24 protein-coding genes are annotated in these 23648 nt (G+C 61.0%); 12 read left to right on the top strand and 12 right to left on the bottom strand.

Translation table 11 applies throughout. The annotated features are described in order from the left end of the window. Positions 1-21: 21 nt before the first annotated feature. Entirely contained in the window at positions 22-339 is a 318-nt protein-coding gene (locus CAF63_RS05945) for a YqjD family protein (protein ID WP_007957537.1), read from the bottom strand. A 153-nt stretch (positions 340-492) separates the two neighbouring features. Here CAF63_RS05945 and CAF63_RS05940 point away from each other — a divergent pair, with 153 nt between their 5' ends. Next, positions 493-747, top strand: a complete 255-nt coding sequence (locus CAF63_RS05940) for a hypothetical protein (RefSeq protein WP_007957535.1) — start codon at positions 493-495, stop codon at positions 745-747. Here the strand turns inward: CAF63_RS05940 and CAF63_RS05935 are convergent, their stop codons facing one another. Next, positions 748-1662 carry a LysR family transcriptional regulator gene (locus CAF63_RS05935; RefSeq protein WP_085683785.1) on the bottom strand — a complete coding sequence of 305 codons (915 nt, stop codon included), beginning with the start codon at positions 1660-1662 and terminating at the stop codon, positions 748-750. It lies immediately after the preceding gene. Positions 1663-1746: 84 nt separating this feature from the next. On the opposite strand from CAF63_RS05935, the gene CAF63_RS05930 reads away from it, so the two are divergent. Next, complete coding sequence (locus CAF63_RS05930) at positions 1747-2670, top strand: carbon-nitrogen hydrolase family protein (protein ID WP_085683784.1); 924 nt, start codon at positions 1747-1749, stop codon at positions 2668-2670. 12 nt (positions 2671-2682) lie between these two features. Here the strand turns inward: CAF63_RS05930 and CAF63_RS05925 are convergent, their stop codons facing one another. The 3 genes from CAF63_RS05925 to CAF63_RS05915 form a co-directional block, all read right to left on the bottom strand. Next, a complete protein-coding gene (locus CAF63_RS05925) occupies positions 2683-3156 on the bottom strand; it encodes an LEA type 2 family protein (RefSeq protein ID WP_085683783.1) in 474 nt (157 codons plus the stop codon). A 69-nt stretch (positions 3157-3225) separates the two neighbouring features. Beyond that, positions 3226-4692 carry a nucleobase:cation symporter-2 family protein gene (locus CAF63_RS05920; RefSeq protein ID WP_085683782.1) on the bottom strand — a complete coding sequence of 489 codons (1467 nt, stop codon included), beginning with the start codon at positions 4690-4692 and terminating at the stop codon, positions 3226-3228. 99 nt (positions 4693-4791) lie between these two features. After that, positions 4792-5691 carry a LysR family transcriptional regulator gene (locus CAF63_RS05915; RefSeq protein WP_085683781.1) on the bottom strand — a complete coding sequence of 300 codons (900 nt, stop codon included), beginning with the start codon at positions 5689-5691 and terminating at the stop codon, positions 4792-4794. A gap of 99 nt (positions 5692-5790) precedes the next feature. Here CAF63_RS05915 and CAF63_RS05910 point away from each other — a divergent pair, with 99 nt between their 5' ends. The 7 genes from CAF63_RS05910 (at position 5791) to CAF63_RS05880 (ending at position 11492) form a co-directional block, all read left to right on the top strand. Then, positions 5791-6882: a polyamine ABC transporter substrate-binding protein gene (locus CAF63_RS05910; protein ID WP_085683960.1), complete on the top strand. Its 1092-nt coding sequence runs from the start codon at positions 5791-5793 to the stop codon at positions 6880-6882. Between the two features lie 26 nt (positions 6883-6908). Continuing rightward, positions 6909-7868 carry an agmatinase gene (gene speB, locus CAF63_RS05905; protein ID WP_085683780.1) on the top strand — a complete coding sequence of 320 codons (960 nt, stop codon included), beginning with the start codon at positions 6909-6911 and terminating at the stop codon, positions 7866-7868. Between the two features lie 178 nt (positions 7869-8046). Continuing rightward, positions 8047-8763, top strand: a complete 717-nt coding sequence (locus tag CAF63_RS05900; protein WP_085683779.1) for a YafY family protein — start codon at positions 8047-8049, stop codon at positions 8761-8763. Between the two features lie 51 nt (positions 8764-8814). After that, positions 8815-9156: a nuclear transport factor 2 family protein gene (locus tag CAF63_RS05895; RefSeq protein ID WP_085683778.1), complete on the top strand. Its 342-nt coding sequence runs from the start codon at positions 8815-8817 to the stop codon at positions 9154-9156. Positions 9157-9178: 22 nt separating this feature from the next. Further along, positions 9179-10297 carry a cell division protein ZapE gene (gene zapE, locus CAF63_RS05890; RefSeq protein WP_085683777.1) on the top strand — a complete coding sequence of 373 codons (1119 nt, stop codon included), beginning with the start codon at positions 9179-9181 and terminating at the stop codon, positions 10295-10297. A gap of 17 nt (positions 10298-10314) precedes the next feature. Then, on the top strand, positions 10315-10896 hold the full coding sequence (locus tag CAF63_RS05885; protein ID WP_085683776.1) for a DinB family protein: 582 nt from the start codon (positions 10315-10317) through the stop codon (positions 10894-10896). A gap of 98 nt (positions 10897-10994) precedes the next feature. Continuing rightward, positions 10995-11492 (top strand): GNAT family N-acetyltransferase, encoded by a 498-nt coding sequence (locus CAF63_RS05880; protein WP_085683775.1) that lies wholly within the window; start codon positions 10995-10997, stop codon positions 11490-11492. 83 nt (positions 11493-11575) lie between these two features. Here the strand turns inward: CAF63_RS05880 and CAF63_RS05875 are convergent, their stop codons facing one another. The 4 genes from CAF63_RS05875 to CAF63_RS05860 form a co-directional block, all read right to left on the bottom strand. After that, positions 11576-11782: a hypothetical protein gene (locus CAF63_RS05875; RefSeq protein ID WP_085603949.1), complete on the bottom strand. Its 207-nt coding sequence runs from the start codon at positions 11780-11782 to the stop codon at positions 11576-11578. Positions 11783-11967: 185 nt separating this feature from the next. Further along, complete coding sequence (locus CAF63_RS05870; protein WP_085683774.1) at positions 11968-14214, bottom strand: TonB-dependent siderophore receptor; 2247 nt, start codon at positions 14212-14214, stop codon at positions 11968-11970. A 146-nt stretch (positions 14215-14360) separates the two neighbouring features. Continuing rightward, complete coding sequence (locus tag CAF63_RS05865) at positions 14361-16109, bottom strand: phosphoethanolamine transferase CptA (protein WP_085683773.1); 1749 nt, start codon at positions 16107-16109, stop codon at positions 14361-14363. A gap of 213 nt (positions 16110-16322) precedes the next feature. Further along, positions 16323-16505: a DUF6026 family protein gene (locus CAF63_RS05860; protein WP_085683772.1), complete on the bottom strand. Its 183-nt coding sequence runs from the start codon at positions 16503-16505 to the stop codon at positions 16323-16325. A 273-nt stretch (positions 16506-16778) separates the two neighbouring features. Between CAF63_RS05860 and gnd the strand changes: the two genes are divergently transcribed. From gnd to CAF63_RS05845, 3 genes are read left to right on the top strand one after another with little or no spacing between them, the layout of a single operon-like run. Beyond that, the gene (gene gnd / locus CAF63_RS05855; protein WP_085683771.1) at positions 16779-17759 is read left to right on the top strand and encodes a phosphogluconate dehydrogenase (NAD(+)-dependent, decarboxylating); all 981 of its coding nucleotides are present in this window, start codon (positions 16779-16781) and stop codon (positions 17757-17759) included. After that, positions 17756-19279: a glucose-6-phosphate dehydrogenase gene (zwf, locus tag CAF63_RS05850; protein ID WP_085683770.1), complete on the top strand. Its 1524-nt coding sequence runs from the start codon at positions 17756-17758 to the stop codon at positions 19277-19279. The genes gnd and zwf overlap by 4 nt, the downstream gene beginning before the upstream one ends. Further along, complete coding sequence (locus CAF63_RS05845) at positions 19276-20079, top strand: Cof-type HAD-IIB family hydrolase (RefSeq protein WP_085683769.1); 804 nt, start codon at positions 19276-19278, stop codon at positions 20077-20079. The genes zwf and CAF63_RS05845 overlap by 4 nt, the downstream gene beginning before the upstream one ends. 110 nt (positions 20080-20189) lie before the next feature. On the opposite strand, the gene nhaB is transcribed toward CAF63_RS05845, so the two are convergent. The 3 genes from nhaB to CAF63_RS05830 all read right to left on the bottom strand — a co-directional run bounded on the left by nhaB (position 20190) and on the right by CAF63_RS05830 (position 23607). Next, positions 20190-21692 carry a sodium/proton antiporter NhaB gene (nhaB, locus tag CAF63_RS05840; RefSeq protein ID WP_085683768.1) on the bottom strand — a complete coding sequence of 501 codons (1503 nt, stop codon included), beginning with the start codon at positions 21690-21692 and terminating at the stop codon, positions 20190-20192. A gap of 74 nt (positions 21693-21766) precedes the next feature. Further along, the gene (locus CAF63_RS05835; RefSeq protein WP_085683767.1) at positions 21767-23056 is read right to left on the bottom strand and encodes a hypothetical protein; all 1290 of its coding nucleotides are present in this window, start codon (positions 23054-23056) and stop codon (positions 21767-21769) included. 284 nt (positions 23057-23340) lie between these two features. Continuing rightward, positions 23341-23607 carry a hypothetical protein gene (locus CAF63_RS05830; protein WP_085683766.1) on the bottom strand — a complete coding sequence of 89 codons (267 nt, stop codon included), beginning with the start codon at positions 23605-23607 and terminating at the stop codon, positions 23341-23343. Positions 23608-23648: the final 41 nt, after the last annotated feature.

Raw genomic sequence — 23648 nt, 5'->3', positions numbered from 1 at the left:
CTCGCCTTTTTTTGTTCGCGCTCAGCGGCGACCGAGCAGCAATCCGACCACCAGACCGAAACCGGCGGAGATCGCCACGGTCTGCCACGGGTGCCCGCCGATGTAGCTCTCGGTGGCGTCCACCGCCGGTTTGGTGCGGTCACGCACGCTGGTGACCGAATCCAGCGCCTGCTGCAATTTCTGGGCGATTTGCCCGCGCAGGGTCTCCGCTTCCTCGCCGACCAGCGAGGCACTGCTCTTGAGCAGTTTTTCCGACTCTTCGATCAGCGCCTGAAGTTCGCTGAAGGCCTGGTCCTTGATTTGGTCTTCGGCGGCTTGAACGGCGGTTTTACGGGCCATTGGTTGACTCCTTGCTGGTAAATGGACAGTGAACAATGGAGTGCGGCGCGACTTGAAAAGTTGCAGCGATTTTCCATCCGGATCAAAAACCAGCGTCAGAGGTTTCCGTCCAACGTGTAAGATGTCGCCATTTCATGCAGCAGGTAATTCCCGATGAGTTTCAATCTGGCCGACAAATCCCTCGCAGAGCGCGCCGCGCTGGAAGATGAAAAATCCCGACTGTTCGAACTCTGGCAGAACAATCTGGGCAAAGCCAAGGGCGAAGCCGCGCGGTTGTTCGGCGAGCGCTCCAAGCGCAAGGGCAAATGGGCCGAGTTCGTGCGCGCCGAACTGGACGGCATGTCGCCGCCGGAATTCGCCAACATGGTGCGCAGTGAAGTCAATCGCCTGATGGCCGCCAACAAGTAATCACTCGGCCCTGAAACTGGTGCCAATCGCCTCGCGCACCGTCAGCACCACCGGATCGATCTGGGTGCTGGTGCGCCAGCCCAGTTCGATCGGGTAACGCGGCAGCGCCAGCGGGCAGGGCAGCAGCGCCAGCCCGCTCAGTGAGGCAATGGCCTGCGCGGCGTGGGTCGGAATGGTCGCCACCGCCTCGCTGCCCTTGAGCAGATGCGGCAACGCCGCGAAATGCGTGGTCGAGGCGCAGACCCGGCGAGTCCGGCCCAGCGCCGCCAGCCCTTCATCGGTGATTCCGATAAAACCGCCCGACGACACCAGAAGGTGCTCACGGGCGACGAATTCTTCCAGATCGATCTGCTGCTGGCCGGGCGCAAGGCTCGTTGGGTCGACCAGACACGCGTAACCCCCTTCACCCAACACCTGACGGCTGAGCAGCCGCTCGGCAAATCCGCCGGCGGTGATCGCCAGATCGATGCTGCGTTCCATCAGCGCCCGGGCGACGATCTGGCTGTGGGTCTGGCGGAAGATCAGCCGCAGTTTCGGCGCGCGGCGGGCGATCTCCTCGATCAGCCGACGGCCGTAAGCGATTTCGAAATCGTCCGAGAGGCCGACGGTGACCGAGCGTCCTTCGTAGTGATGGGCGGTCGGGTCGACCATCGCCAGGCTTTGCCGGCACTTGTTCAACGCATCGCTGACCACCGGTTTCAACTGGTTGGCCTTGAGCGTCGGCGCCAGACCCCGTCCGGTGCGCACGAACAATTGATCGCCATACACCTCGCGCAACCGGCGCAACGCCGCGCTGACCGCCGATTGCGTTACGCCCAGACGCAACGCCGCGCGGCTGGCACTGGACTCTTCATGCAGGGCTTCAAAGACTTTCAGCAGGTTGAGGTCGACGGTTGCGATATTCATCTGGTTCATATCATTCAGCAGTGGATCGGTCTTTATTCATGATCCCGTGGCGCCGGAGAATGAGCAACACCTGAACTTCACGGAGTGACCGACATGCCCAAATCAATCGTTGCCGCCCTGCAGATCGGCGCCTTGCCCGGTGGCAAGGCTGAAACCCTGGAACAGATCCTGAGCTGGGAAACCGCGATCATCGAATCCGGTGCAGCGCTGGTGGTGATGCCCGAAGCGTTGCTCGGCGGTTACCCGAAAGGCGAGGGCTTCGGCACGCAGCTGGGTTATCGCCTGCCGGAAGGCCGCGAGGCCTACGCCCGTTATTTCGCCAACGCCATCGACGTGCCGGGCGCAGAAACCGACGCGCTGGCCGGGCTATCGGCCCGAACCGGGGCCAACCTGGTGATCGGCGTCATCGAGCGGGCCGGCAGCACCCTGCATTGCACCGCGCTGTATTTCGACCCGCAGGCAGGCCTCGTGGCCAAACACCGCAAATTGATGCCCACCGGCACCGAACGGCTGATCTGGGGCAAGGGCGACGGTTCGACGCTGCCGGTGCTCGACACTCAGGTCGGCAAGCTCGGCGCGGTGATCTGCTGGGAAAACATGATGCCGCTGATGCGCACGGCGATGTACGCGAAAGGTATTGAGGTCTGGTGTGCGCCGACCGTGGACGAGCGCGAGATGTGGCAAGTCAGCATGCGCCACATCGCCCATGAAGGGCGTTGCTTTGTGGTCAGCGCCTGTCAGGTGCAGGCCTCGCCGAATGAGTTGGGTGTGGAGATCGCCAACTGGCCGGGGGATCGACCGTTGATTGCCGGTGGCAGCGTTATCGTCGGGCCGATGGGCGACGTGCTGGCCGGGCCGTTGCGCGGCGAAGCCGGATTGCTCACCGCCGAAATCGACACCGCAGAACTTGTACGCGCCCGCTACGACTTCGACGTGGTCGGCCACTATGCGCGGCCGGATGTGTTCGAGTTGAGCGTCGACGAGCGGGCCAAACCGGGTGTGCGTTTCACCGCCTGACGACGATGCTTTTTACCAGGTTGCAGCACTGGCCCTGGGCAGGCTCAGCTTGCCGGTATCGACAAAGCGCATCGTGCCAAACAACCCGCCGGCCAGTTTGCCGCGCAGCACATAGGGCAGGTTGTCGAGGGTTTGCGTGTGGCTCAGGCCCAATGTCTGGCGCAGCACCGAGAACGCTGAAATGCTCACTGGCACGCTGACAATGGTTTCGGAGAACCGTGGAATCGAGCCGCTCTGATCGCTCACACCCGACGCCAGCGAATGACCGTTGACCTCCAGATCCAGCGCGATGCCGTTGTAGTCGATGGGCGTTTCGTTGGGGTTCTGCACCCGCAGCTTGATCGCGAAGCGCACTTCCAGATCCTGGCTCGGCAGCGGTTCGAGGCCGACCACGTTGATGTTCACCGGGTCGCGGTTGGGGAACAGCGCACAGGCGCTGAGGGAGAGCAGAAGCAGGGACAGGATGACGGTTTGGATGCGGCGCATTGATGCTCTCTCATTGAAAAAGGGCTGAACCGTTACCGGTATCAGCCCTTTTTCATGGAGCGGACAGGATCAACGGTTCAACTGTGCGACAGCGGCGTTTATGGCGGGTTCAGCTTTGGCCGGCAGGTCGGGGTTTTCCATGACCTGAAGGATAGAGGCTTCCGGGTCGAAGTCATCTTCTTCCAGTTCGATGAACTCTTCCGGCAGGAAGATATTCAGCACGATGGCACACAGCGCACCAACGGTGATCGGCGATTGGAAGATGTTGCGCAGCGCCTGCGGCAGTTCGCGCAGCACTTCCGGTACGGCGGCGATGCCCAGGCCCATGCCGACGGAAATCGCCACGATCAGCATGTTGCGACGATGCAGGCCGGCCTCGGCGAGGATCTTGATCCCGGCCACGGCCACGGTGCCGAACATCACCAGTTCGGCGCCGCCGAGCACCGGTTTCGGCATCAATTGCAACACCGCGCCGATCATCGGAAACAGACCCAGCAACACCAGCAGGCCGGCAATGAAGAACGCCACGTAGCGGCTGGCCACGCCGGTGAGCTGAATCACCCCGTTGTTCTGGGCGAAGGTCACCATCGGCATGCTGTTGAATACCGCCGCCATGGCCGAATTGAGGCCATCGGCGAGCAGCCCGGACTTGATCCGGCGGATGTACAGCGGGCCTTTGACCGGTTGCCGGGAAATCATCGAGTTGGCGGTCAGGTCACCGGCAGCTTCCAGCGGCGACACCAGGAAAATAACCGCCACCGGCACGAACGCCACCCAGTCGAAGCTGAAGCCGTATTTGAACGGCACCGGTACGCTGACCACTGGCACTTCTGGCAGGTTGGCGAAATCCACGGTGCCCATCAGCCACGCCACCACGTAGCCGAGGGTCAGGCCGATGACGATCGCGCCCAGGCGCAGGAACGGCACATCGACCCGGTTCAACACCACGATGGTGCCCAGCACCAACGCCGCCAGGAACACATGGCTGGCCGCGCCCAGATCCGCCGCACCGAAGCCGCCGGCAATGTCGGTCATTGCCACTTTGATCAGCGACAGGCCCATCAGGGTGATGATGGTGCCGGTCACCACCGGGGTGATCAGCATGCGCAATTTGCCGATGAACTGACTCAGCACCACTTCGATGAACGCGGCGAAGAAGCACACGCCGAAGATTGTCGACAGGATCTCATCGGTGCCGCCGCCCCGGGCCTTGACCATGAAACCGGCACTTAGGATCACGCTGATAAAGGAAAAACTGGTGCCTTGCAGGCACAGCAGCCCCGAACCGACCGGGCCGAAGCGCTTGGCCTGAACGAAGGTGCCGAGGCCGGAAACGAACAGCGCCATGCTGATCAGGTACGGAATTTCGCTTTGCAGGCCGAGGGCACCGCCCATGATCAGGGTCGGGGTGATGATGCCGACGAAGCTGGCCAGCACGTGTTGCAGGGCGGCAAACACCGTTGCGGTGAAGTGCGGACGGTCGTTGAGGCCGTAGATCAAATCGTTGTTGCGCGGGGCTTTTTCAGAGACGGTCATGGTGGTTTGCGTGCCGCAATGCGGGGCCGGGTCGGAAAATGGGTGCGCAGGATGCCGTAAGCGGGAGGCGAGGGCAACGCATTAAAACTGCCCAAAAGGTCAGGTTCGACCAAAGGCGCAGAGCAAATCCTGCTCAAAGGCTTTCTGTGCATCTCCCGGCACCTGCGCCCGATGCCGGGCCAGATGGAACGCCACGTCAAAGCTTAACTCCCCTTCGCGAACCGGTCGCAACAGGCCTTTGTCCTGCCATTGGCGGGCGTAATGATTGGGCAGATATCCGACGTGCTTGCCGGACAGAATGAAGGCGAGGGTGCCTTCGACCTGTTCCGAGCGCGCCGAGCAGACCTTGCCCTGAAACGGCTCGTCACTGCGCAAAAACCGATACGGGTGATCGACCCGGTCACAGGCCTGCAACGCGGCGTCATCGGGCGCCTCGTCGGTAAACAGCGGGTGACCGGGCGCGCAATACAGATGCTGGGTTTCGCTGAACAGTTCGCGGTAGTCGAACGCGCTCTGCACTTGGGAGAAATAACCGATGGCCAGGTCCAGCCGCTGTTGCAACAACAGGCGCTCCATTTCGCCGGGCATGGCGCTGATCAGCTCGATGCGTACCGATTCGTCCCGCTCGCGAAACCGCCGGATCGCATCCGCCACCCGTTGCAGCACCGACTGATCGACCGCCTCCGACAGACCCAGCCGCACTTCACCGATCAGGCGCCCGGCGACGCCGTTGGATTGATGGCGGAAGGTTTCAATCGAATCGAACAGCGCCCGCGCGGCAATCAGCAGTTGCTCGCCCTTGGGTGTCAGGCTGAAACCACCCTTGCCCCGATTGCACACCCGATAGCCGAGACGCGTCTCAAGCTTGGCCATCTGCTGGCTGATGCTCGACTGGCTCAGGCCCAGCTCACCTTGCGCAGCGCTGAAACCGTTGGATTCGACCACCCCGAGAAACAGCCGCAGCAGTTGAAGATCGACATCGTGGAGCTGACCGAGCATTACATTACTCCGGGATAAAGTCAGGTTAACAAACTTGATATTTCTCGAATGTATCCGACGGCGCATCCTGCCACCACTTCCTTCGGTCAGGTGTTCGTCATGGCTCCCGTCTTCAAGCTGTGTTTGCCCGCTTTGTTGCTAACCGTCTCCATCGCCGCCCAGGCCGAAGAGAAAACCCTCAATCTCTACAGCTGGGCCGATTATGTGGCGCCGGAAACCTTGCAGCGCTTTGAAAAGGAAACCGGTATCCACGTGCGCTACGACACTTTCGATACCTCCGAGGTGCTCGAGACCAAACTGCTGACTGGCGGCAGCGGTTATGACGTGGTGGTGCCTTCGTCCAGCGTACTGGCCCGTGGTCTCGCGGCGGGAGCGCTCAAGGAAATCCCCCATGAAGGGCTCAAGGGTTACGCCAATCTCGATCCCGATCTGCTGGAAAAACTGGCGGCGGTCGATCCCGGCAATCGCTACGGCGTGCCATACACCTGGGGCACGCTGGGGCTGGGCATGAACGTCGAAGCAATCAAACAGCGGCTGCCGGATGTGCCGCTCAACAGCCTCGATCTGCTGTTCAAGCCTGAATACGCCAGCAAACTCAAGGATTGCGGAATCGCGATTCTCGATTCACCTCAGGAGGTGATCGGCCTGGCACTGCACTATCTCGGTAAAGATCCCTACAGCACCGACAAGACCGATCTGGCCGCCGCTGAAGCCTTGTTGCAGAAGTTGCAGCCTTCCGTTCTGTACGTCGCCACTGGCCGGCAGATCAACGATCTGGCTAACGGCAGCGTCTGCCTGGCGCTGACCTACAACGGTGACGCGAGTATGGCCGCCGATCAGGCACGCAAGGCCAACAAGCCGTTTGAGGTCGCTTACCGGATTCCCAAGGAAGGCACGCTGGTGTGGCAGGACAACCTCGCCATCCCCAAAGACGCGCCGCACCCGGAAGCCGCACGCACCTTCATCGAATTCATGTTGCGCCCCGAATCCGTGGCGGCGCTGACCAATACGTTGTTCTTCGCCACCGCCAACCAGGCCGCCACGCCGCTGGTGGACGAAGCGGTGCGCAACGATCCGGACATTTACCCGAAACCCGAAGTGCGCGAGCGGCTGTACGCCGACCGCAGCATGAGCCTCAAGGACATGCGCCAGCGCACACGCTTGTGGACCACTTTCCGTAGCCGCCAATAGCCCTTCACAACAACAGGAACACTCCGATGGACGTGCCCATGCAAAACGATCAGGCCCTGACCCGTGACAGCCTTTTCGGCACCGCTGCCGAAAGCACCTACGCCGGGATCACCAGTTTCATGCGCCGGCGCTACAGCCGTGACTTGCGCGGCGTGGACGTGGCGGTCAGCGGTGTGCCGTTCGACACCGCCACCAGCAACCGTCCCGGCGCGCGTTTCGGGCCGCGCGGGATTCGTGCAGCCTCCACCGGGATTGCCTGGGAACGGCACTGGCCATGGGCGTTCGACCCGTTCGATCATCTGGCGGTGATCGACTACGGCGATTGCGACTTCGATTACGGCGCCCCGCACACCATCCCGGAAAGCATCGAAGCCCACGCCGAGCACATCCTGAGTTCCGGCAGCGCGATGCTCACTTTTGGCGGCGACCACTTCATCAGCTATCCGCTGCTCAAGGCCCATGCGCGCAAGCACGGCACGCTGTCGCTGATCCACTTCGATGCCCACAGCGACACCTGGCCGGACGAGGGCGGTAAACGGGTCGATCACGGCACCATGTTCTGGCATGCGGCGCGGGAAGGGCTGGTGGATCCGGCGCGCTCGGTGCAGATCGGTTTGCGCACCACCAATGACGCTCATCAGGGCTTTCAGGTGCTGGACGCGCGGCAAGTGCATCGGCGCGGCTGCGAAGCGATCGTCGAGGCCATTCGTGCGCGAGTCGGGGATAACCCGGTGTACCTGACGTTCGACATCGATTGCCTCGACCCGGCCTTCGCACCGGGCACCGGGACCCCGGTGTGCGGCGGGTTGAGCACGGTGCAGGCGCTGGAGATCCTTGGCGGCCTGCGCGGGATCAATCTGGTGGGCATGGACGTGGTGGAAGTGGCGCCGGCCTATGACCATGCGGACGTGACGTCGCTGGCGGCGGCGACCCTGGCCATGGAGATGCTTTGCCTGTACGCCGCGCGCCACAAAGTTGATAGGTAGCCAGCCACAACATAACCCGTGGGAGCGAGCCTGCTCGCGAAGGCGTCCGTTCAGCCGACATCATCGTTGCCTGTCACACCGCTTTCGCGAGCAGGCTCGCTCCCACATTGCTCCTGTCATGTTCTGACACCAGCCTCTGATATGCTCCGGCACCTTCCTCGTTCAGAGCCTGCCCATCGTGTCGCGAACCACTCGTCTGTTGACCCTGCTGCAAGTGCTGCGCGGCAAGAAACGCCCGGTGACCGCCGCGACGCTGGCCTCCGAACTGGAAATCTCCGAACGCACCCTCTATCGCGACATCGCCGAACTGACGGCGCTCGGGGCGCCAATCCATGGCGAGGCAGGCATCGGTTATGTGTTGCGCAGCGGTCTGTTTCTGCCGCCGCTGATGCTCAACGCCGACGAGACCGAAGCCATCGTGCTGGGCCTGCGTTATGTCGATCAGCGCGGCGACGAAGTGCTGAGCAAGGCTGCGGCGGATGCTCTGGCGAAAATCGCTGCGGTGCTGGACCCTCAGGCTCAGGAAGCGCTGCGCAATCCGACTGTAATGCCCGGGCCGCCGGGTTACGGGTTTCCGCAAAACGCGGTGCCGTTGAACGTTTTCCGCCATGCGATCCGCGATCAGGCCAAGCTGCATATCGATTACGCCGATGCGCAGCAGGTGCAGAGCCAGCGCTTGATCTGGCCGCTGGCACTGGGCTTTCTCAACGAGGTGCGGATCATCGTCGCGTGGTGTGAATTGCGCGGCGCCTATCGCACCTTTCGCACGGACCGGATTGCCGCCGCCAGCCTGCAGGGCGAGCGCTATCCGGGACGGCGCAGCGACCTGCTGCGCACCTGGCAACGGCAGATGCAACTGGACGAAAACGGCCGTTTCACTCCTGACAAGAACTGACGCAGGGCTGTTCTAGGATGGCGACAGAACCCGAAAAAAGGAGCTGTAATCATGTTCCATCCCACCTCGATACTCGCCCCGGCCATCGTTGAGTACATCAACGCCGCCAATGCTCGCGATACGTCCCGGGTCGGCAGTTTTTTTGCCGAGGATGCCCATGTGTTCGATGAAGGCCATCATCAGGTCGGCCCGCAGGCCATCGCCAACTGGATGCAAGACACCGCTCGGCGCTATCAGCCACGGGTCGAAGTGCTCGGCGTCCAGCAGCGCACCGGCAAAGTGCTGGTGCAAGGGCTGATTTCCGGAACGTTCCCCGGCAGCCCGCTGGAGCTGCGCTACACGTTCCGGCTCAACGAGCAGGGCAAAATCGCTCGGCTGGATATTTCCCTGTAGCCATCGTGGCATACTGCCGCGCATGACTTTCGACTCCCCCCTGAGCGCCTGGCAATACGCCGTCGACCACAAGGGCTTCATCCAGGATGAAGCCCAGGAACACGCGGTCTGGGCCTTGCAAAAATGCCATGAAGCCCTGCATGCCGGTGCCCGTTCGGTCACCGGCGTTTACCTGTGGGGCCCGGTCGGGCGCGGCAAGACCTGGCTGATGGACCAGTTCTATCAGAGCCTTCGGGTGCCGGCGCGGCGGCAACACTTTCATCACTTCATGGGCTGGGTGCATCAACGCTCGTTTCAACTGACCGGGATCGCCGATCCATTGCGGGCGCTGGCCCGTGAGCTGGCGGCCGAGGTGCGGGTGCTGTGTTTCGACGAGCTGTTCGTCAATGACATCGGTGACGCAATCATTCTCGGGCGGCTGTTTCAGGTGATGTTCGACGAAGGCGTGGTGGTGGTCTGCACCTCCAACCTGCCGCCGGATCAGTTGTATGCCGACGGCTTCAACCGCGATCGCTTTTTGCCGGCGATCACTGCGATCAAGCAGCACATGCAAGTGGTCGCGGTGAATGGCGCCGAAGATCACCGATTGCATCCTGGCGCCATCGAGCAGCGCTACTGGGTTGCCACTTCGGGGCAGGAGAGTGCGCTAAGCCAAGTCTTCGACGCCTTGGCCGCCGGGCAAACCGTCAGCGCCGAACCGGTGCCGGTCGGTTACCGCGCCCTGAGCGTGGTGCAGGCCAGCGATTCGGTGCTGTGGTGCCGTTACGCCGACCTGTGCGAGCAACCCTTCGCGGCCATGGACTTCATTGCGCTGTGCGACACCTACCGGGCTATCCTGTTGAGCGAGGTGCCAAACCTCAGCGCGAAAAAGCGCGAAGGGCGGATCGCCCGTGGCACAGAGGACGGCGCCGAACGGGTGGTGGCCGGCGATCGCGAATTGCCGCAACTTTCGGTGCATGACGACGGCGTGCGCCGCTTTATCGCGCTGGTCGACGAGTGCTACGACCGCAAGGTGCCGCTGTACATTGAGGCCGAAGTGCCGATGGACGCGCTGTACACCGAGGGCTACCTGGAATTCCCGTTCCGCCGGACCCTCAGCCGCTTGCAGGAGATGCAGCTGCAACGCTTTGCCGAGACCTGAAATACGGAGGGCGCGACATGACTCAGCCACTGTCCCACCATTTGCTGACCATGGCTTATCAGAATGCCTGGGCCAACCATCGACTGGCCAAGGCCTGGGGCCAGCTCGACGACGCGCAGCTGGCAGCGCCACGGGTGAGTTTCTTCCCGAGCATCCGCCTGACTCTCAACCACATCCTCACCTGCGACTGGTTCTACGTCGACGCGCTGGAACGCGAGTTGCGCGGTGACGAGCCGCATCCCGATTGCTACGTGTTTTTCAACGCTGACGAACCCTTCACCGAGGCTCAGGCCTTGCGTCGTGAACAGGCGCATGTCGACCGTCGGCTGATCGCCTATTGCGAGCAACTGCGCGATAACGATCTGGGGCGTATCGTGACCATCGCCCGCGACACGCCGCAGCACGACAGTCGTTTGCGGATGATTTCGCACCTGTTCGAACACCAGATCCACCACCGCGGCCAGGTCCACGCGATGCTTAGCGGCACCTCGGTGAAACCGCCGCAACTGGACGAGTTTTTCTGTGCTGGCGAGTCCGGTTTGCGAGCCGAGGATTTCACCGAACTGGGCTGGACCGAAGAACTTATCTGGGGGCACTGAAAGCGCCGGGTTGTCGCCGGGATCTGCCTCGCGCTAAGGTCGTCGAGCCTATCAGTGCGTATCACACGCGCCGGGGTCCCGTGCGATCGAGGAAGGAAATGGATTCCGCAGAAATTCTTGTGCTTCAAGCCAGTTACACCAACCCGGTGCATGCCGAGGCCATCGGCGTGGTGCTCAATCACTACGCCGAAGACCCGATGGGCGGCGGCCATCCCATTGCCCCCGAACTGTTGCAACAACTGCCTGCCGAACTGGCCAAGCGGCCCCACGCGTTCAGCGTCCTGGCGTTTGTCGGTGGTGAGCCGGCAGGGCTGGTGAACTGCTTTGAAGGGTTTTCCACGTTTGCCTGCAAGCCGCTGGTCAACGTGCACGACGTATCGGTGGTGACGAAGTTTCGCGGCCTGGGGCTGAGTCAGAAAATGCTGCGCAAGGTCGAGGACATCGCCCGTCAGCGCGGGTGCTGCAAGATCACCCTGGAAGTGCTCGAAGGCAACGCTGTGGCGCAAAATTCCTACGCCAAATTCGGCTTCGCGCCGGGCATGTTCGACCCCAATCACGGGCGCATGCTGTTCTGGATCAAGGAACTGCAGGCGTAAAAAAAGGCGCCCGGAAAGGGCGCCCAACTGTCATCTGCGGGGCCAGAGCGGAGCCATCGCAGGTCCATCGGTAAAACGTTCGCTCAAGGGCGATAGGACTCGGTGACCTGGGCGGTCTGGTCGTCCGGAACCTTGAGCTCGTTAGTCTTCGCCTCAGCCTGCTGGCTCTGTGCGGAATGAACCGGGAAATTGGCCCAGTAATGTCTCATGCGCTCGGCGCCGCCTTCGGCGAATGCGCTGGCAGATGCAAGGGTGAGTAGACCGGCAAGGATTGCAGTCGTGGTTTTCATGGTGCCTCCTACGAAAAATGTCGGAGCCGTTCGTCCATGAATCTAAGCCTCGGGGCGCAGTGTCCGTCGAGGGCATTAACAACAGGTTAACGCTCGTTCAGTTTAGGTTTTACCAAGTGTTTCCACGGCGTATCGGACGAACGCTGCACGCGTGAATGGCGCGTGCAGCTCACGAGGGAAGGGCGTCAGAGTTTCCAGTCGAGGCTCAGCGTCACAGTGCGAGGATCGCCCCAGAACACGCCGTTGTAGAAGCCGACGTTGTCGTAATACTTCTTGTCGAACAGGTTGTCGATGTTGAGGGACGCCGACAGGTGTTTGTCAAACTCATAACGCGACATCAGCTTGACCACCGTGTAGGCGTCCTGACTGATTCGCGCTCGCTCGGTGATGATCCGGCCGTTGGCGCCGCGTCCGACCGGGCGATTCGAGTTGCCGTAAATGTCGCTCTGCCAGTTCGCTGCACCGCCCACGGTCAGGGCACTCCAGTTGCCCGGCAGACGATACGTGGTGGAGAGACGGAACATGTTCAACGGCTGGTTGGTATTGCTGCGCTGTTTTTCGCCATTGAGCGAGTGGGTGTAGGTGTAGCCAGCGGTCATGTTCCAGCCTTCAAGGAGCTCGCCCGAGACCTCGGCTTCGAACCCGTTGACCTTGTTGCCCTTGCCACCGGACTTGTAGAACTCTTCCTGGGTCACCGGATCCGGCGGGACAGAATCATCCACTTCGGCGACGTTGTCCTGTTTGCTCCAGAACAGCGCCGTGGCAAGGTTCAGGCGCTCATCCAGCAGGCTGGCCTTGAGCCCGATTTCATAGTTGCTGCCGACGATCGGTTCGATGAACTTGCGGTTGGCATCGCGGTAGGTCTGCGGTTTGAAGATGTCGGTGTAGCTGGCGTAAACGGTGTATTCCGGCGTCAGGTCATAGAGCAGGCCGGCGTAGGGCGTCCACATGTCGTTGTGCTGCTGGCGGCTGGCATCGACGCTTTCCAGCTGAAGGTTGTCGTCAAAGGTGTTGGCCGTTTTTGATGCTTTCCAGCTTCCGTACCGGGTGCCGAGAACCGCGTGCAACTCGTCGGTCAGGCTCAGTCGGGTGGCCAGGTAGCCTGCTTTTTGGCGTGTGCTGTCTTTCGAACCGGTAAACCCGGTCACGGTGTCGGGGAATTTGGCGATGTCGCCCATGTACTTCCAGTCACGAATCGTGCTGTAACCGCGCGAGATTAACCCGTCAACGGTGTAGGGCGAGCTGGAGCTGCGTTCGGCTTCGCCATAACCGATCATCATCTGATGTTCGCGGCCCAGCAGCGAGTAGGGGCCGGACAGGTTGAAGTCATACGCCTTCATGCGCTGCGGGCCGATCATGTGCGAGGTGTAGGCGGTCATGCCGCTGCGATCGGGCTCGGGGAAACCGGCGCCGGCGTAGTAGACCTTGCCGTCGGTGTCGCTCTTGCGGTGGGTGTAGGCGGCTTTCAGATGCCAGTCGCCCGCCAGGGCCTGATCGAGAGTGGCAAACGCGGTCTTGTCGCGCAGCGGCCAGGAGCTCCAGGACGTTGCCATGTTGGTCGAACGTCCGAGGCTGGCCTTGCTGCCATCGGCGTTCCAGTACGGCAAAGTGCCCCAAGAGGAGCCTTGCACCTGTTTGTCCTGATAGTCATAACCGACCGCCAGCACCGTCGAGTCGGTCAGATCCGCTTCGAGGATGCCGTAACCGACTTCCCGTTGCAGGGCGTATTTGTCGCGAAATGAGCCCTGGTCGCGGTAGGCCAGCACGCTGCGTCCGCGCAGGCGTCCGTCGAACGCAAGAGGGCCGCCAACATCGACGTAACTGTAGTAATCGTCATAGCTGCCGCCACTGACGCCGGTCTGGGCGTGCCACTGCGCGGTCGGGCGTTTGCGCACCATGTTGATGGTTGCCGACGGATCGCCTGCGCCGGTGGTCAGGCCCGTCGCACCGCGCACGACTTCGATGCGATCGTAGATGATGGTGTCCGAATCGGACTTCATGTACTGGAAAGTGTTGAGCATCCCGTCGATCTGGAAATTGTTGATCGGGTAACCACGGGAGGAATAGCTGACCCGGTCCGAGTCGTTGTGCTGCACCACGATGCCGGTGGTTTGACTCATGGCCTCGGACAATGTACCGAGTTTGAAATCATCCATCTGCTGACGGGTGACCACGGAAACTGACTGGGGTGTTTCCTTGATCGACAGGTTCAACCGGGTGGCGGTACTCATCGCCCCGGTGGTGTAGGACCCGGTGTTTTCGGTGGTGTTGCCAAGGCCTTGCGCGGTGACGTTGGTGGAGGCCAGCTCCAGTGCCGGCGTGGTGGAGGATGACTGTTTTTCTGTGTCGGTTTCAGCCAGCAGATCCGGGCTGAATGCAACACTGCACAGACCCAGCGTGAGGGTCATGGAACGGGTAATGGGCGCGAACATCGCAGCCGACTCCTTGTCTTCGAGTGGAAAATTCCTTTGGTTCAAAGACGAAGCGTGGCCACGGGATTTAGTAACAAACGAGAAATATTGTCATTTGAAGGCGTTGCGTCAAGATGAAAAGAAGGGCCGTTTCCGGCCCTTCTTTGTTATTGCTGCACCACCTCTGGAGCTGTGCCGGCGGGTTTCTTCGGCTTCATCAGGCTGAAGTCGATCAGCGCTCGCTGTTCGCGTTCGTAAGGGTTGCCGATCAACAGCGGACGCGGCTTGAAGCTGTCGCTGACCAGGCTCTTGCTGCGATCCAGTTCATCGAAACTCAAACCGGCCAGATCCGCCCAGGTGTGGATCAGATGCGAGCTGCTGTAAGGCCGGCTCAGATCTCCCGCAAAACTCCAGTCGTGGGTTTCACGCCACTTCGGCGACGCCCAGGCCATGAATGGAATGGTGTACATCGGCGCCGTTGGCTTGTTTTCGTTACGGCCCAACGTGCTGTGGCCCACCGAGTCGAACACGTCTTCACCGTGGTCGGAGAGGTACAGCAAAAAGCCGTTCGGATCGGATTTGGCGTAGTCCTTGATCAGGCTCGAGACCACGAAGTCGTTGTACAGCACTGCGTTGTCGTAACTATTGTAAGTCGGCACCTGATCGTCACGCACGCCGGCCGGAACACCGTTGCGATCCTGAAACTTGTCGAAGCTCGGCGGATAACGGTACTGGTAGCTCATGTGCGTGCCGAGCAGATGCACGACGATCAACTTGCGCGGCGCCGCGTCGGCCAGCGCTTTGTTGAACGGCTCGATCACGTCGCCGTCGTACTGCGCGGCGTTCTGGTTGCGGTTGTTGTTCAGGTACACCTGCTCGTCGGCCTGTTCGGAGAACGTCGTGAGCATGGTGTTGCGTTTGGTCATGGTCTGCTGGTTGGTGATCCAGAAGGTCTTGTAGCCAGCCTGTTTCATCATGCTGACCAGCGACGGCGTGGACAGGTACAGGTCCGGGTTTTCTTCGTCAGCGAAGGTCAACACCTGTTGCAGCGCTTCAATGGTGTACGGGCGCGGGGTGATGACGTTGTCGAAGACCGACAGCTGATCCTTGAGCTTGTCCAGCTCCGGCGTGGTCTTGCGCGGGTAGCCGTAAAGGCTCATGCGCTGGCGGTTGGTGGATTCGCCGATCACCAGCACCAGGGTCGCAGGCTGATTGGCGCCCGCGTCCTTGAGGTTGTGCAGCGGCGGGATCTTGCTCGCGCTGTGCAACATGCCCTGCATTTCACTCAGCGTGTCGAGATAGCGGTGATAGGCCACGGCCATCTGCCAAGGCACGGCTGGCTCGATGCGGGTTTCGAATTTTTCGAAGCCACCGGCGAAACTGCCGGTGCGCATTGTCTGCTTGACCAGCGGATAACCGACCACGGCCACCAGAATCGCCATGGCGGCGACGAACGCGCGGCCACGGGGCATGTACACCGGGCGCAGGCGGGTCCAGAGGAAATACGCGAACGCGGTGTGTGCGAGGAACGCCGGAATCATCCACCAGGCGAAGTACTGGGTCATGTACTCGCCGGCTTCGGACACGTTCGACTCGAACATGATGAAGATGACGCTCTGGGAAAATTCCTGCTGGTAGATGAAGAAGTAACCCAGGCTGGCCATCGAGCAGGCCCACAGCACCACACCGATCAGCGCGGCAAGCAAGCGGGTTCGTTTGGGAAACAGCAGCATCGGCGCCAGCCACACGGCGCTCATCACGAAGGCCTGGCGGAATCCGGTAAAACCCGAAGTGCCGGTCAGCTGGATCAGCAGTTGAGTGATGCCGGAAAAATACCAGAAGAAAACGAACAGCCAGATGAAGCCGGCCCAGTCGAAACCTGTCGCAGGCGTATTGCTGCGTTTGAACACTGCCATTCAGGACTCCAGCGCAATCGTCACATCCACCGCCGGAACACTTCATGACCGAGTGCATGAAAGCCGACGAACGGAGGCCGCGCGCAAACACGCACGGCGGGAAAGCGCGGGAGTATCAACAAGCGAATGTGAAAACTTTGTTAGTTGCCGGAAATGGCCGGGGGGGCAGCATGTCGGGAACAGCGTGGGCCGCTCCCGAATCGGGCGGGGAGATCAGGCGCTGGGTGAGCGCTGCACGCGTGGCAAGGGTTGCGGTTGAGCGCCCTGAGTCAGCAGGCGCAATTGCGCGAGTTCCTGCTTGAGCTGGTCGCGTTCATCTTTCAACTGCCGCAATTCATCGCGACGGATGGTGACGTACAGGGTTTGTGGCGGCATTGCTGTGTGTACTGTGCCCATTGCTCACCTCGCAAATGGCGTGTCTCAACTGTAGTTCAGCCCCGAATTCGGTTGCTGACATACTATCGGCGCCGATTTTGATTTCTTTTGCTCGTGAATGGAACTTTTTTATTTTTCATGGTCGTTGTGTCTTCGGCACGTTTCCCGACGTTATCAGTCTGGATCGGGCACAATGCCCGGAAACTTCATGCCAACGCTCTGGACTAACCCTCCATCAGCCACGTTGGGCTATACCTTTGACACACCTTTATTCGTAGTAAGGAGCATCAGCACATGCAACTCGGGATTATTGGACTGGGCCGCATGGGCGGCAATATTGCGCGACGTCTGATGCTCAACGGTCACACCACCGTTGTTTACGACCGCAATACCGCCTTTGTCGACACCCTGGCCGCCGAGGGCTCTACCGGCGTCGCCGACCTGCCTGCACTAGTCGCAGGCCTGGCCAAGCCGCGTGCGGTGTGGGTCATGCTGCCAGCCGGCGCGCCGACCGAAGACACCATCGAAACCCTGAGCACTCTGCTCGAGGCGGGCGACACCATCATTGATGGCGGCAACACCAACTATAAGGACGACATCCGTCGGGCCAAGACCCTGGCCGAGAAGGGCCTGCACTACATCGACGTCGGCACCTCCGGCGGCGTCTGGGGCCTGGAGCGCGGCTACTGCATGATGATCGGCGGCGATGACGAGACCGTTAAGCGTCTGGATCCGCTGTTCGCAGCCCTGGCGCCGGGCATGGGCGACATCCCGCGCACCAAGGACCGCAAGTCCGATGATCATCGCGCCGAGCACGGCTACATCCACGCAGGTCCCGCCGGTGCCGGTCACTTCGTCAAGATGATCCACAACGGGATCGAGTACGGGATGATGGCGGCTTTCGCCGAAGGCTTCGATATCCTCAAGACCAAGTCCAGCGAGCTTCTGCCGGAAGATCAGCGTTTCGACCTGAACGTGGCCGACATCGCCGAAGTCTGGCGCCGTGGCAGCGTAGTGTCTTCGTGGCTGCTCGACCTGACCGCCGATGCGCTGGCGGTCGATCCGAAACTCGACGGTTTCTCGGGCTCCGTGGCAGACAGCGGCGAAGGTCAATGGACCATCGAAGCGGCAATGGAGCAAAAGGTGCCGGTACCGGTGCTGTCCAACTCGCTGTTCTCGCGCTACCGCTCTCGCGGTCAGGGCACTTTCGGCGACAAGATTCTTTCGGCCCAGCGCTTCGGCTTCGGCGGCCACGTGGAGACACCGAAGAAATGACCCATACGATCCGCAGAAAATCCAAGGCAGAACCCGCACCACCGACCACGCTGTTTTTGTTCGGTGCCCACGGCGACCTGGTCAAGCGCTTGCTGATGCCGGCGCTGTACAACCTGAGTCGCGACGGCTTGCTTGACGAAAATCTGCGGATCGTTGGCGTTGACCACAACGCCATCACCGATGAAGCCTTCGCGCAGAAGCTCGAAGACTTCATCCGCACCGAAGTGGCCGCGAAGGTCGGCAAGGGCGATCAGATGCTTGATCCTGCCTTGTGGGCCAAGCTCGCCAAAGGCATCAGCTACGTCCAGGGCGACTTCCTGGACGACAGCACTTATTCTGCGCTGGCGGCGAAAATCGCCGACAGCGGCACCGGCAATGCGGTGTTCTACCTGGCCACCGCGCCACGTTTCTTCAGCGAAGTGGTGCGCCGACTCGGCAGCGCCGGGTTGCTCGAAGAAACACCGGAAGCCTTCAGAAGGGTGGTGATCGAAAAACCGTTCGGCTCCGACCTGCAAACCGCCGAGGCGCTGAACGCCTGCCTGCTCAAGGTCATGTCGGAGAAGCAGATCTACCGGATCGATCACTATCTGGGCAAGGAAACCGTGCAGAACATTCTGGTCAGCCGGTTCTCCAACAGCCTGTTCGAAGCTTTCTGGAACAATCACTACATCGACCACGTGCAGATCACCGCCGCCGAAACCGTCGGCGTCGAAACCCGTGGCAGTTTTTACGAGCACACCGGCGCTCTGCGGGACATGGTGCCCAATCACCTGTTTCAGTTGCTGGCCATGGTCGCGATGGAGCCGCCGGCCGCGTTCGGCGCCGATGCGGTGCGGGGCGAGAAGGCCAAAGTAGTCGGTGCGATCCGGCCCTGGACCACCGAGGAAGCACGGGAAAACTCGGTGCGCGGCCAGTACGGCGCCGGTGAAGTTGCCGGCAAACCGGTGGCCGGTTATCGCGATGAGAACAACGTCTCGCCCGAAAGCACCACAGAAACCTACGTCGCGCTGAAGGTGATGATCGACAACTGGCGCTGGGTCGGCGTGCCGTTCTACCTGCGCACCGGCAAACGCATGAGCGTGCGCGACACAGAGATCGTCATCTGCTTCAAACCGGCGCCGTATGCGCAGTTTCGCGATACCGAGGTCGACGAATTGCAGCCGACCTACCTGCGTATCCAGATCCAGCCCAACGAAGGCATGTGGTTCGATCTGCTGGCCAAACGGCCGGGGCCGGCATTGAACATGGCCAACATCGAGCTGGGCTTCGCTTATAAGGATTTCTTTGAAATGCAGCCGTCCACCGGCTACGAAACCCTGATCTACGACTGCCTGACCGGTGACCAGACGCTGTTCCAGCGTGCCGACAACATCGAGAACGGCTGGCGCGCGGTGCAGCCGTTCCTCGACGCCTGGCAACAGGACGCGAGCGTGCAGAGTTATGCCGCTGGCGAAGACGGGCCGAAAGCCGCCGATGATCTGCTGACTCGCGATGGTCGCGTCTGGCATGGTCTGGGATGAGCGAGCCGATCCGTTTTCTGTTGAGCGACATGGACGGCACGCTGTTGCTGCCCGATCACAGTTTGAGTCAGCGCACGATTGACGCGGTTCGTGCGCTCCGCGAGGCGGGCGTGTTGTTTAGCCTGGCCACCGGGCGTCCACCCAAAGCTATGCTGCAGCAGATCGAAGCGCTGGGCGTCGACCTGCCGACGGCGGCGTTCAATGGCGGCACGATCGTCAACCCGGATGGCAGCATTCTGGTTGCTCATTACCTGCCCGCGACGGCAGCGTTGACCGCACTGGCGCTGTTTGCCGATCAGCCAGATGTCGAGATCTGGGTGTTCAGCGGCGGCGACTGGCTGCTCAAGGATCCGCACGGGCCGATGGTGCCACGCGAACAGCACGGGCTAGGCTATCCGCCAGTGGTGGTGGAGAGCTTCGAGCCGTATCTGGAACGTATCGACAAAATCGTGGCCACCAGCAACAACACTGAACTGCTGATTGAACTGGAGGCGCGTTTGCTGCCGAAGGTTGAAGGACTGGCGCAGGTGTCTCGCTCTCAACCGGTGTACCTGGACGTGACGGCGGTCGAGGCGAACAAAGGCTCGGCGCTGGTCACGCTGGCTGAACACTTGGGCGTTCCGCTGGCGCAGACGGCGGCGATTGGCGATGGTGGCAATGATCCGGCGATGTTTCATTGCGCCGGTCTGTCGATCGCCATGGGGCAGGCCGAGGACGCGGTGAAGCGTCAGGCTGACGTGGTGACCGGGCCGAACACCGAAGATGGCGTGGCGCAGGCCATCGAAAAGTACATCCTGTAAAACAATGTGGGAGCGAGCTTGCTCGCGATGGCGCTAAGTCAGTCAGCATCGTGGTTGACTGACACACCGCTATCGCGAGCAAGCTCGCTCCCACATTTTTTATCTTGTTTCTACAGCCAGTAACTGACGGCGTACCAGCCGAGCAATCCCATTACGACGGTGTAAGGCAACGCCATCCAAACCATCCTTCCGTAGGACAGACGCACCAGCGGCGCAATCGCCGACGTCAGCAGAAACAGAAACGCCGCCTGACCATTGGGCGTCGCCACACTTGGCAGGTTGGTGCCGGTGTTGATCGCGATGGCCAGCGTCTCGAAGTGTTCGCGGCTCATGTGGCCGGACAGGAACGCCTGCTTCACTTCGGTGATGTAGATCGTGGCGACGAACACGTTGTCGCTGATCGCCGACAGCAGGCCGTTGGCGATGAACAGCATTCCCGGTTGCTGATCGGCCGGCAGTGCCAGCACCCACTGGATCAGCGGCGCGAACAGTTGCTGGTCGTGAATCACCGCCACGACGGCGAAGAACACCACCAGCAGCGCGGTGAACGGCATGGCGTCCTTGAAGGCGCTGCCCAGTCGGTGCTCGTCGGTGATTCCCGTGAAAGCCGTGATCAGCACGATCACCATCAGGCCGATAAGGCCGACTTCCGCGATATGGAACGCCAACCCGGCGATCAGGATCAGCGCAGCGAAGCCTTGCACCAGCAGTGCTGCGCGCTGGCGAGGTGTGCGTTCGGCGTTGTCTTCGGCCGCGTAGTTGGCCAGCACGGCACGTACGTTATCCGGCAGCAGCGTGCCGTAACCGAACCAGCGCAGTTTCTCCAGTAGCAGGCAGGTCAGCAGGCCTGCGACCAGAACCGGCAACGAAACCGGTGCGACCTTCTGGAAAAACTCCGCAAAATGCCAACCCATTTCATGGCCGATCAGCAGGTTCTGTGGTTCACCGACCAAGGTGCAGACGCCGCCCAATGCCGTGCCGACAGCGCCGTGCATCAGCAGGCTGCGCAGGAAGGCGCGAAACTGTTCCAGGTCCTCGTGATGCAGCTGGGGCAGATGCTGGTCATCGCTGAATTCGCTGTCCTGGCGCGGATCGTTGCCGGAGGCCACCCGGTGGTAAACCGAATAGAAACCCACGGCGGCGCTGATGATCACTGCGGTCACGGTCAGTGCATCAAGAAACGCCGAGAGAAATGCCGACAAAAAGCAGAACATCAGAGCCAGCAGCGCCTTCGAACGCACGCCCAGCAACAGGCGCGAGAACAGGAACAGCAGCAGGTCTTTCATGAAGTAGATGCCGGCGACCATGAACATCAGCAGCAGAATCACCGGGAAATTGTGCTGCAGCTCTTCATACAACGCCTGGGGCGTGGTCATTTTCAGCAGCAGCGCTTCGATCAGCAGCAAGCCGCCGGGCATCAGCGGATAGCACTTGAGTGCCATGGCCAGGGTGAAAATGAACTCGATCACCAGCAGCCAGCCGGCCGCGACCGGGCCGACGGTCCACAGCACCAGTGCGTTGAGAATCAGAAACCCGACGATGCACGCCTTGTACCAGCGGGGCGAATGCCCGAGAAAATTGTGCGCGAACGCCTGGGCCATCGAACCGGACATCGGTTGCTCCTTGTATTAAGAAGCGCGCAAGTTGCCGTAAGCGATGGGCAAGATCAAGTGTGGGAAGGTTCGCATCAATGATTCAGATAACGCGCGACCAATGCGCGGTAGTTACCGTCCAGCGAATAACCGCCCACCAGTATCTCGCCACCCGGCTGGATCGCCAGTGAAGTGGCGGTATCGAGGCTGCGCCCCAGCCGCGTACGCAACCAGCCATTACCGGAACCGAAGCTTCGATCAAGGCTGCCGTTGGCCAGATAGCGGGCGACGATGAAATCGGCCTCAACCCCGCCGATGGTCGCGCCGACCGCGATGATGCGACCGTCCGGCATCACTTGCGCCGCGCTCCACTGGCAGCCGCTGGGACCGATTTCCAGCAGATGCGGCTGGCCACCGTTGCGGTGCAGGTCGGGGCGACCGTTGCCATGAACAGACTGCGCCATGCATCGAATCGGATCGCGACTGCTGCCAAAACAATGGAGATGCTCTGCCGATTCGATGACCTGAGTGACCAGAGCGCTGCGCCCCTGGACTTTGAAGGCCAGGAAACCGTCCACTGCAAAACGTTCGTCGAGCCGTCCGTCCGGCAGGTAGCGGGCGAGCAGGCCTTCCTGAGGAAAGCCAATGGATCCGGCTACCACGATTCGTCCGTCGTCTTGTAGCAGCAGACCGCCTAACCAGGTATTGAGCAGCAAGTGGCGAACCATGACGAAACCGCGACCGTTGAACGATGGGTCGAGGCTGCCATCGGGTTTGAGGCGGATCAGCATGCCGACATGATCGGCGAGGGCGCGGTGGTGATTGGCAATCAGCAGGATATGCCCGTCCGGCTGTACGGCGAAATCACAGGCTTCAGCGCCCGGAACGCCCGGTGGTAGCCAAGCGTCGCGGGTGCCCATGGACAGGTCGCCGGGCAGGCGGACAATTTGCCGGCCATTGTCACCGAAATCCGGGTCAGATCGACCCTGGGTATCGAACAGGGCCAGGGCGGGCAGGGTGCAATGTTCTGATTCATAGTGCAGACCCGCCAGCAGAATCCGCCCGTCAGGCAAGACCTGAACCTTGCTGCCGGTGGCTTCGAATCCGGCGGCGAACCGGCCGATCACGCTGCCTTGAAAACCGAACCCCAGATCCGCGGAGCCGTCTTCGAGCAGGCGGGCAAGACCGAAACGGCTGCCTTGCGCAGTGCCCACCTTGGCGGCGACCAGAATTCGACCTTGCGCATCGAGCGCCACGCTCTGGGTCAGGCTGGACGTACTGCCGGCGAAGTAAACCTGAGCAACGCCGTTACTGGAAAACGTCTTGTCGAGTTGCCCGGCGTTATTCGCCAGCGTCGGCAGCGCTATAGCGATCTGGGATGACATGCATGCTTCTCCTTGCGAGTCGACCAATTTCCGGGAGGCGGAACGGGTAACTGCATGAGCGAAACATTCAATCCCTGAATACGCGCAAGTACAACTGACAGAACTAACAGGTGGAGGGTCGCACTGTGCCAGAACAGTGTCTTTTTGAACCAGTCGCAAGCCTGCCAAGCATTCAGGCGGGAAAGTATTGAGGAAAGTTGTACAAAAAGACTGAAGTTGGAAAAAGATTCGCAACTAACAGAAGAGGGCGGATGACTTTAACGTCATCCGCATTTCCCGAATTATCAGTGTGGCATTGACCAGGATTGCAATGCGTAGCCTTCTTCGCTCAGTTCGGCGCGGGCCTGTTGCAGCAAGTGTTCAAGTTGCGCAGGGTCAGAGTAAGCACTGCTTGGAATCTGGGTGCGACCGATGTGGGAATTGGTACGGTCGATAACGGTCAGGCTCAGTTCGCCATTGCCGTCTTGTGGGGCCCAGGCGACGCATTGAAAAGGTTTGAATGCGCGGTTGGCAATCAAAAGAGCTTCGTTGATACGGAGCGGGGCGGTCATGGGATCTTCTCTCTATTAGTGCCCAATCAAGTGATGTGCCG

Origin of the sequence: Pseudomonas sp. B20(2017) (assembly GCF_002113125.1) — a bacterium.
In the GTDB taxonomy this organism is placed as follows: domain Bacteria; phylum Pseudomonadota; class Gammaproteobacteria; order Pseudomonadales; family Pseudomonadaceae; genus Aquipseudomonas.
This window is presented reverse-complemented; position numbering and strand designations above follow the sequence as displayed.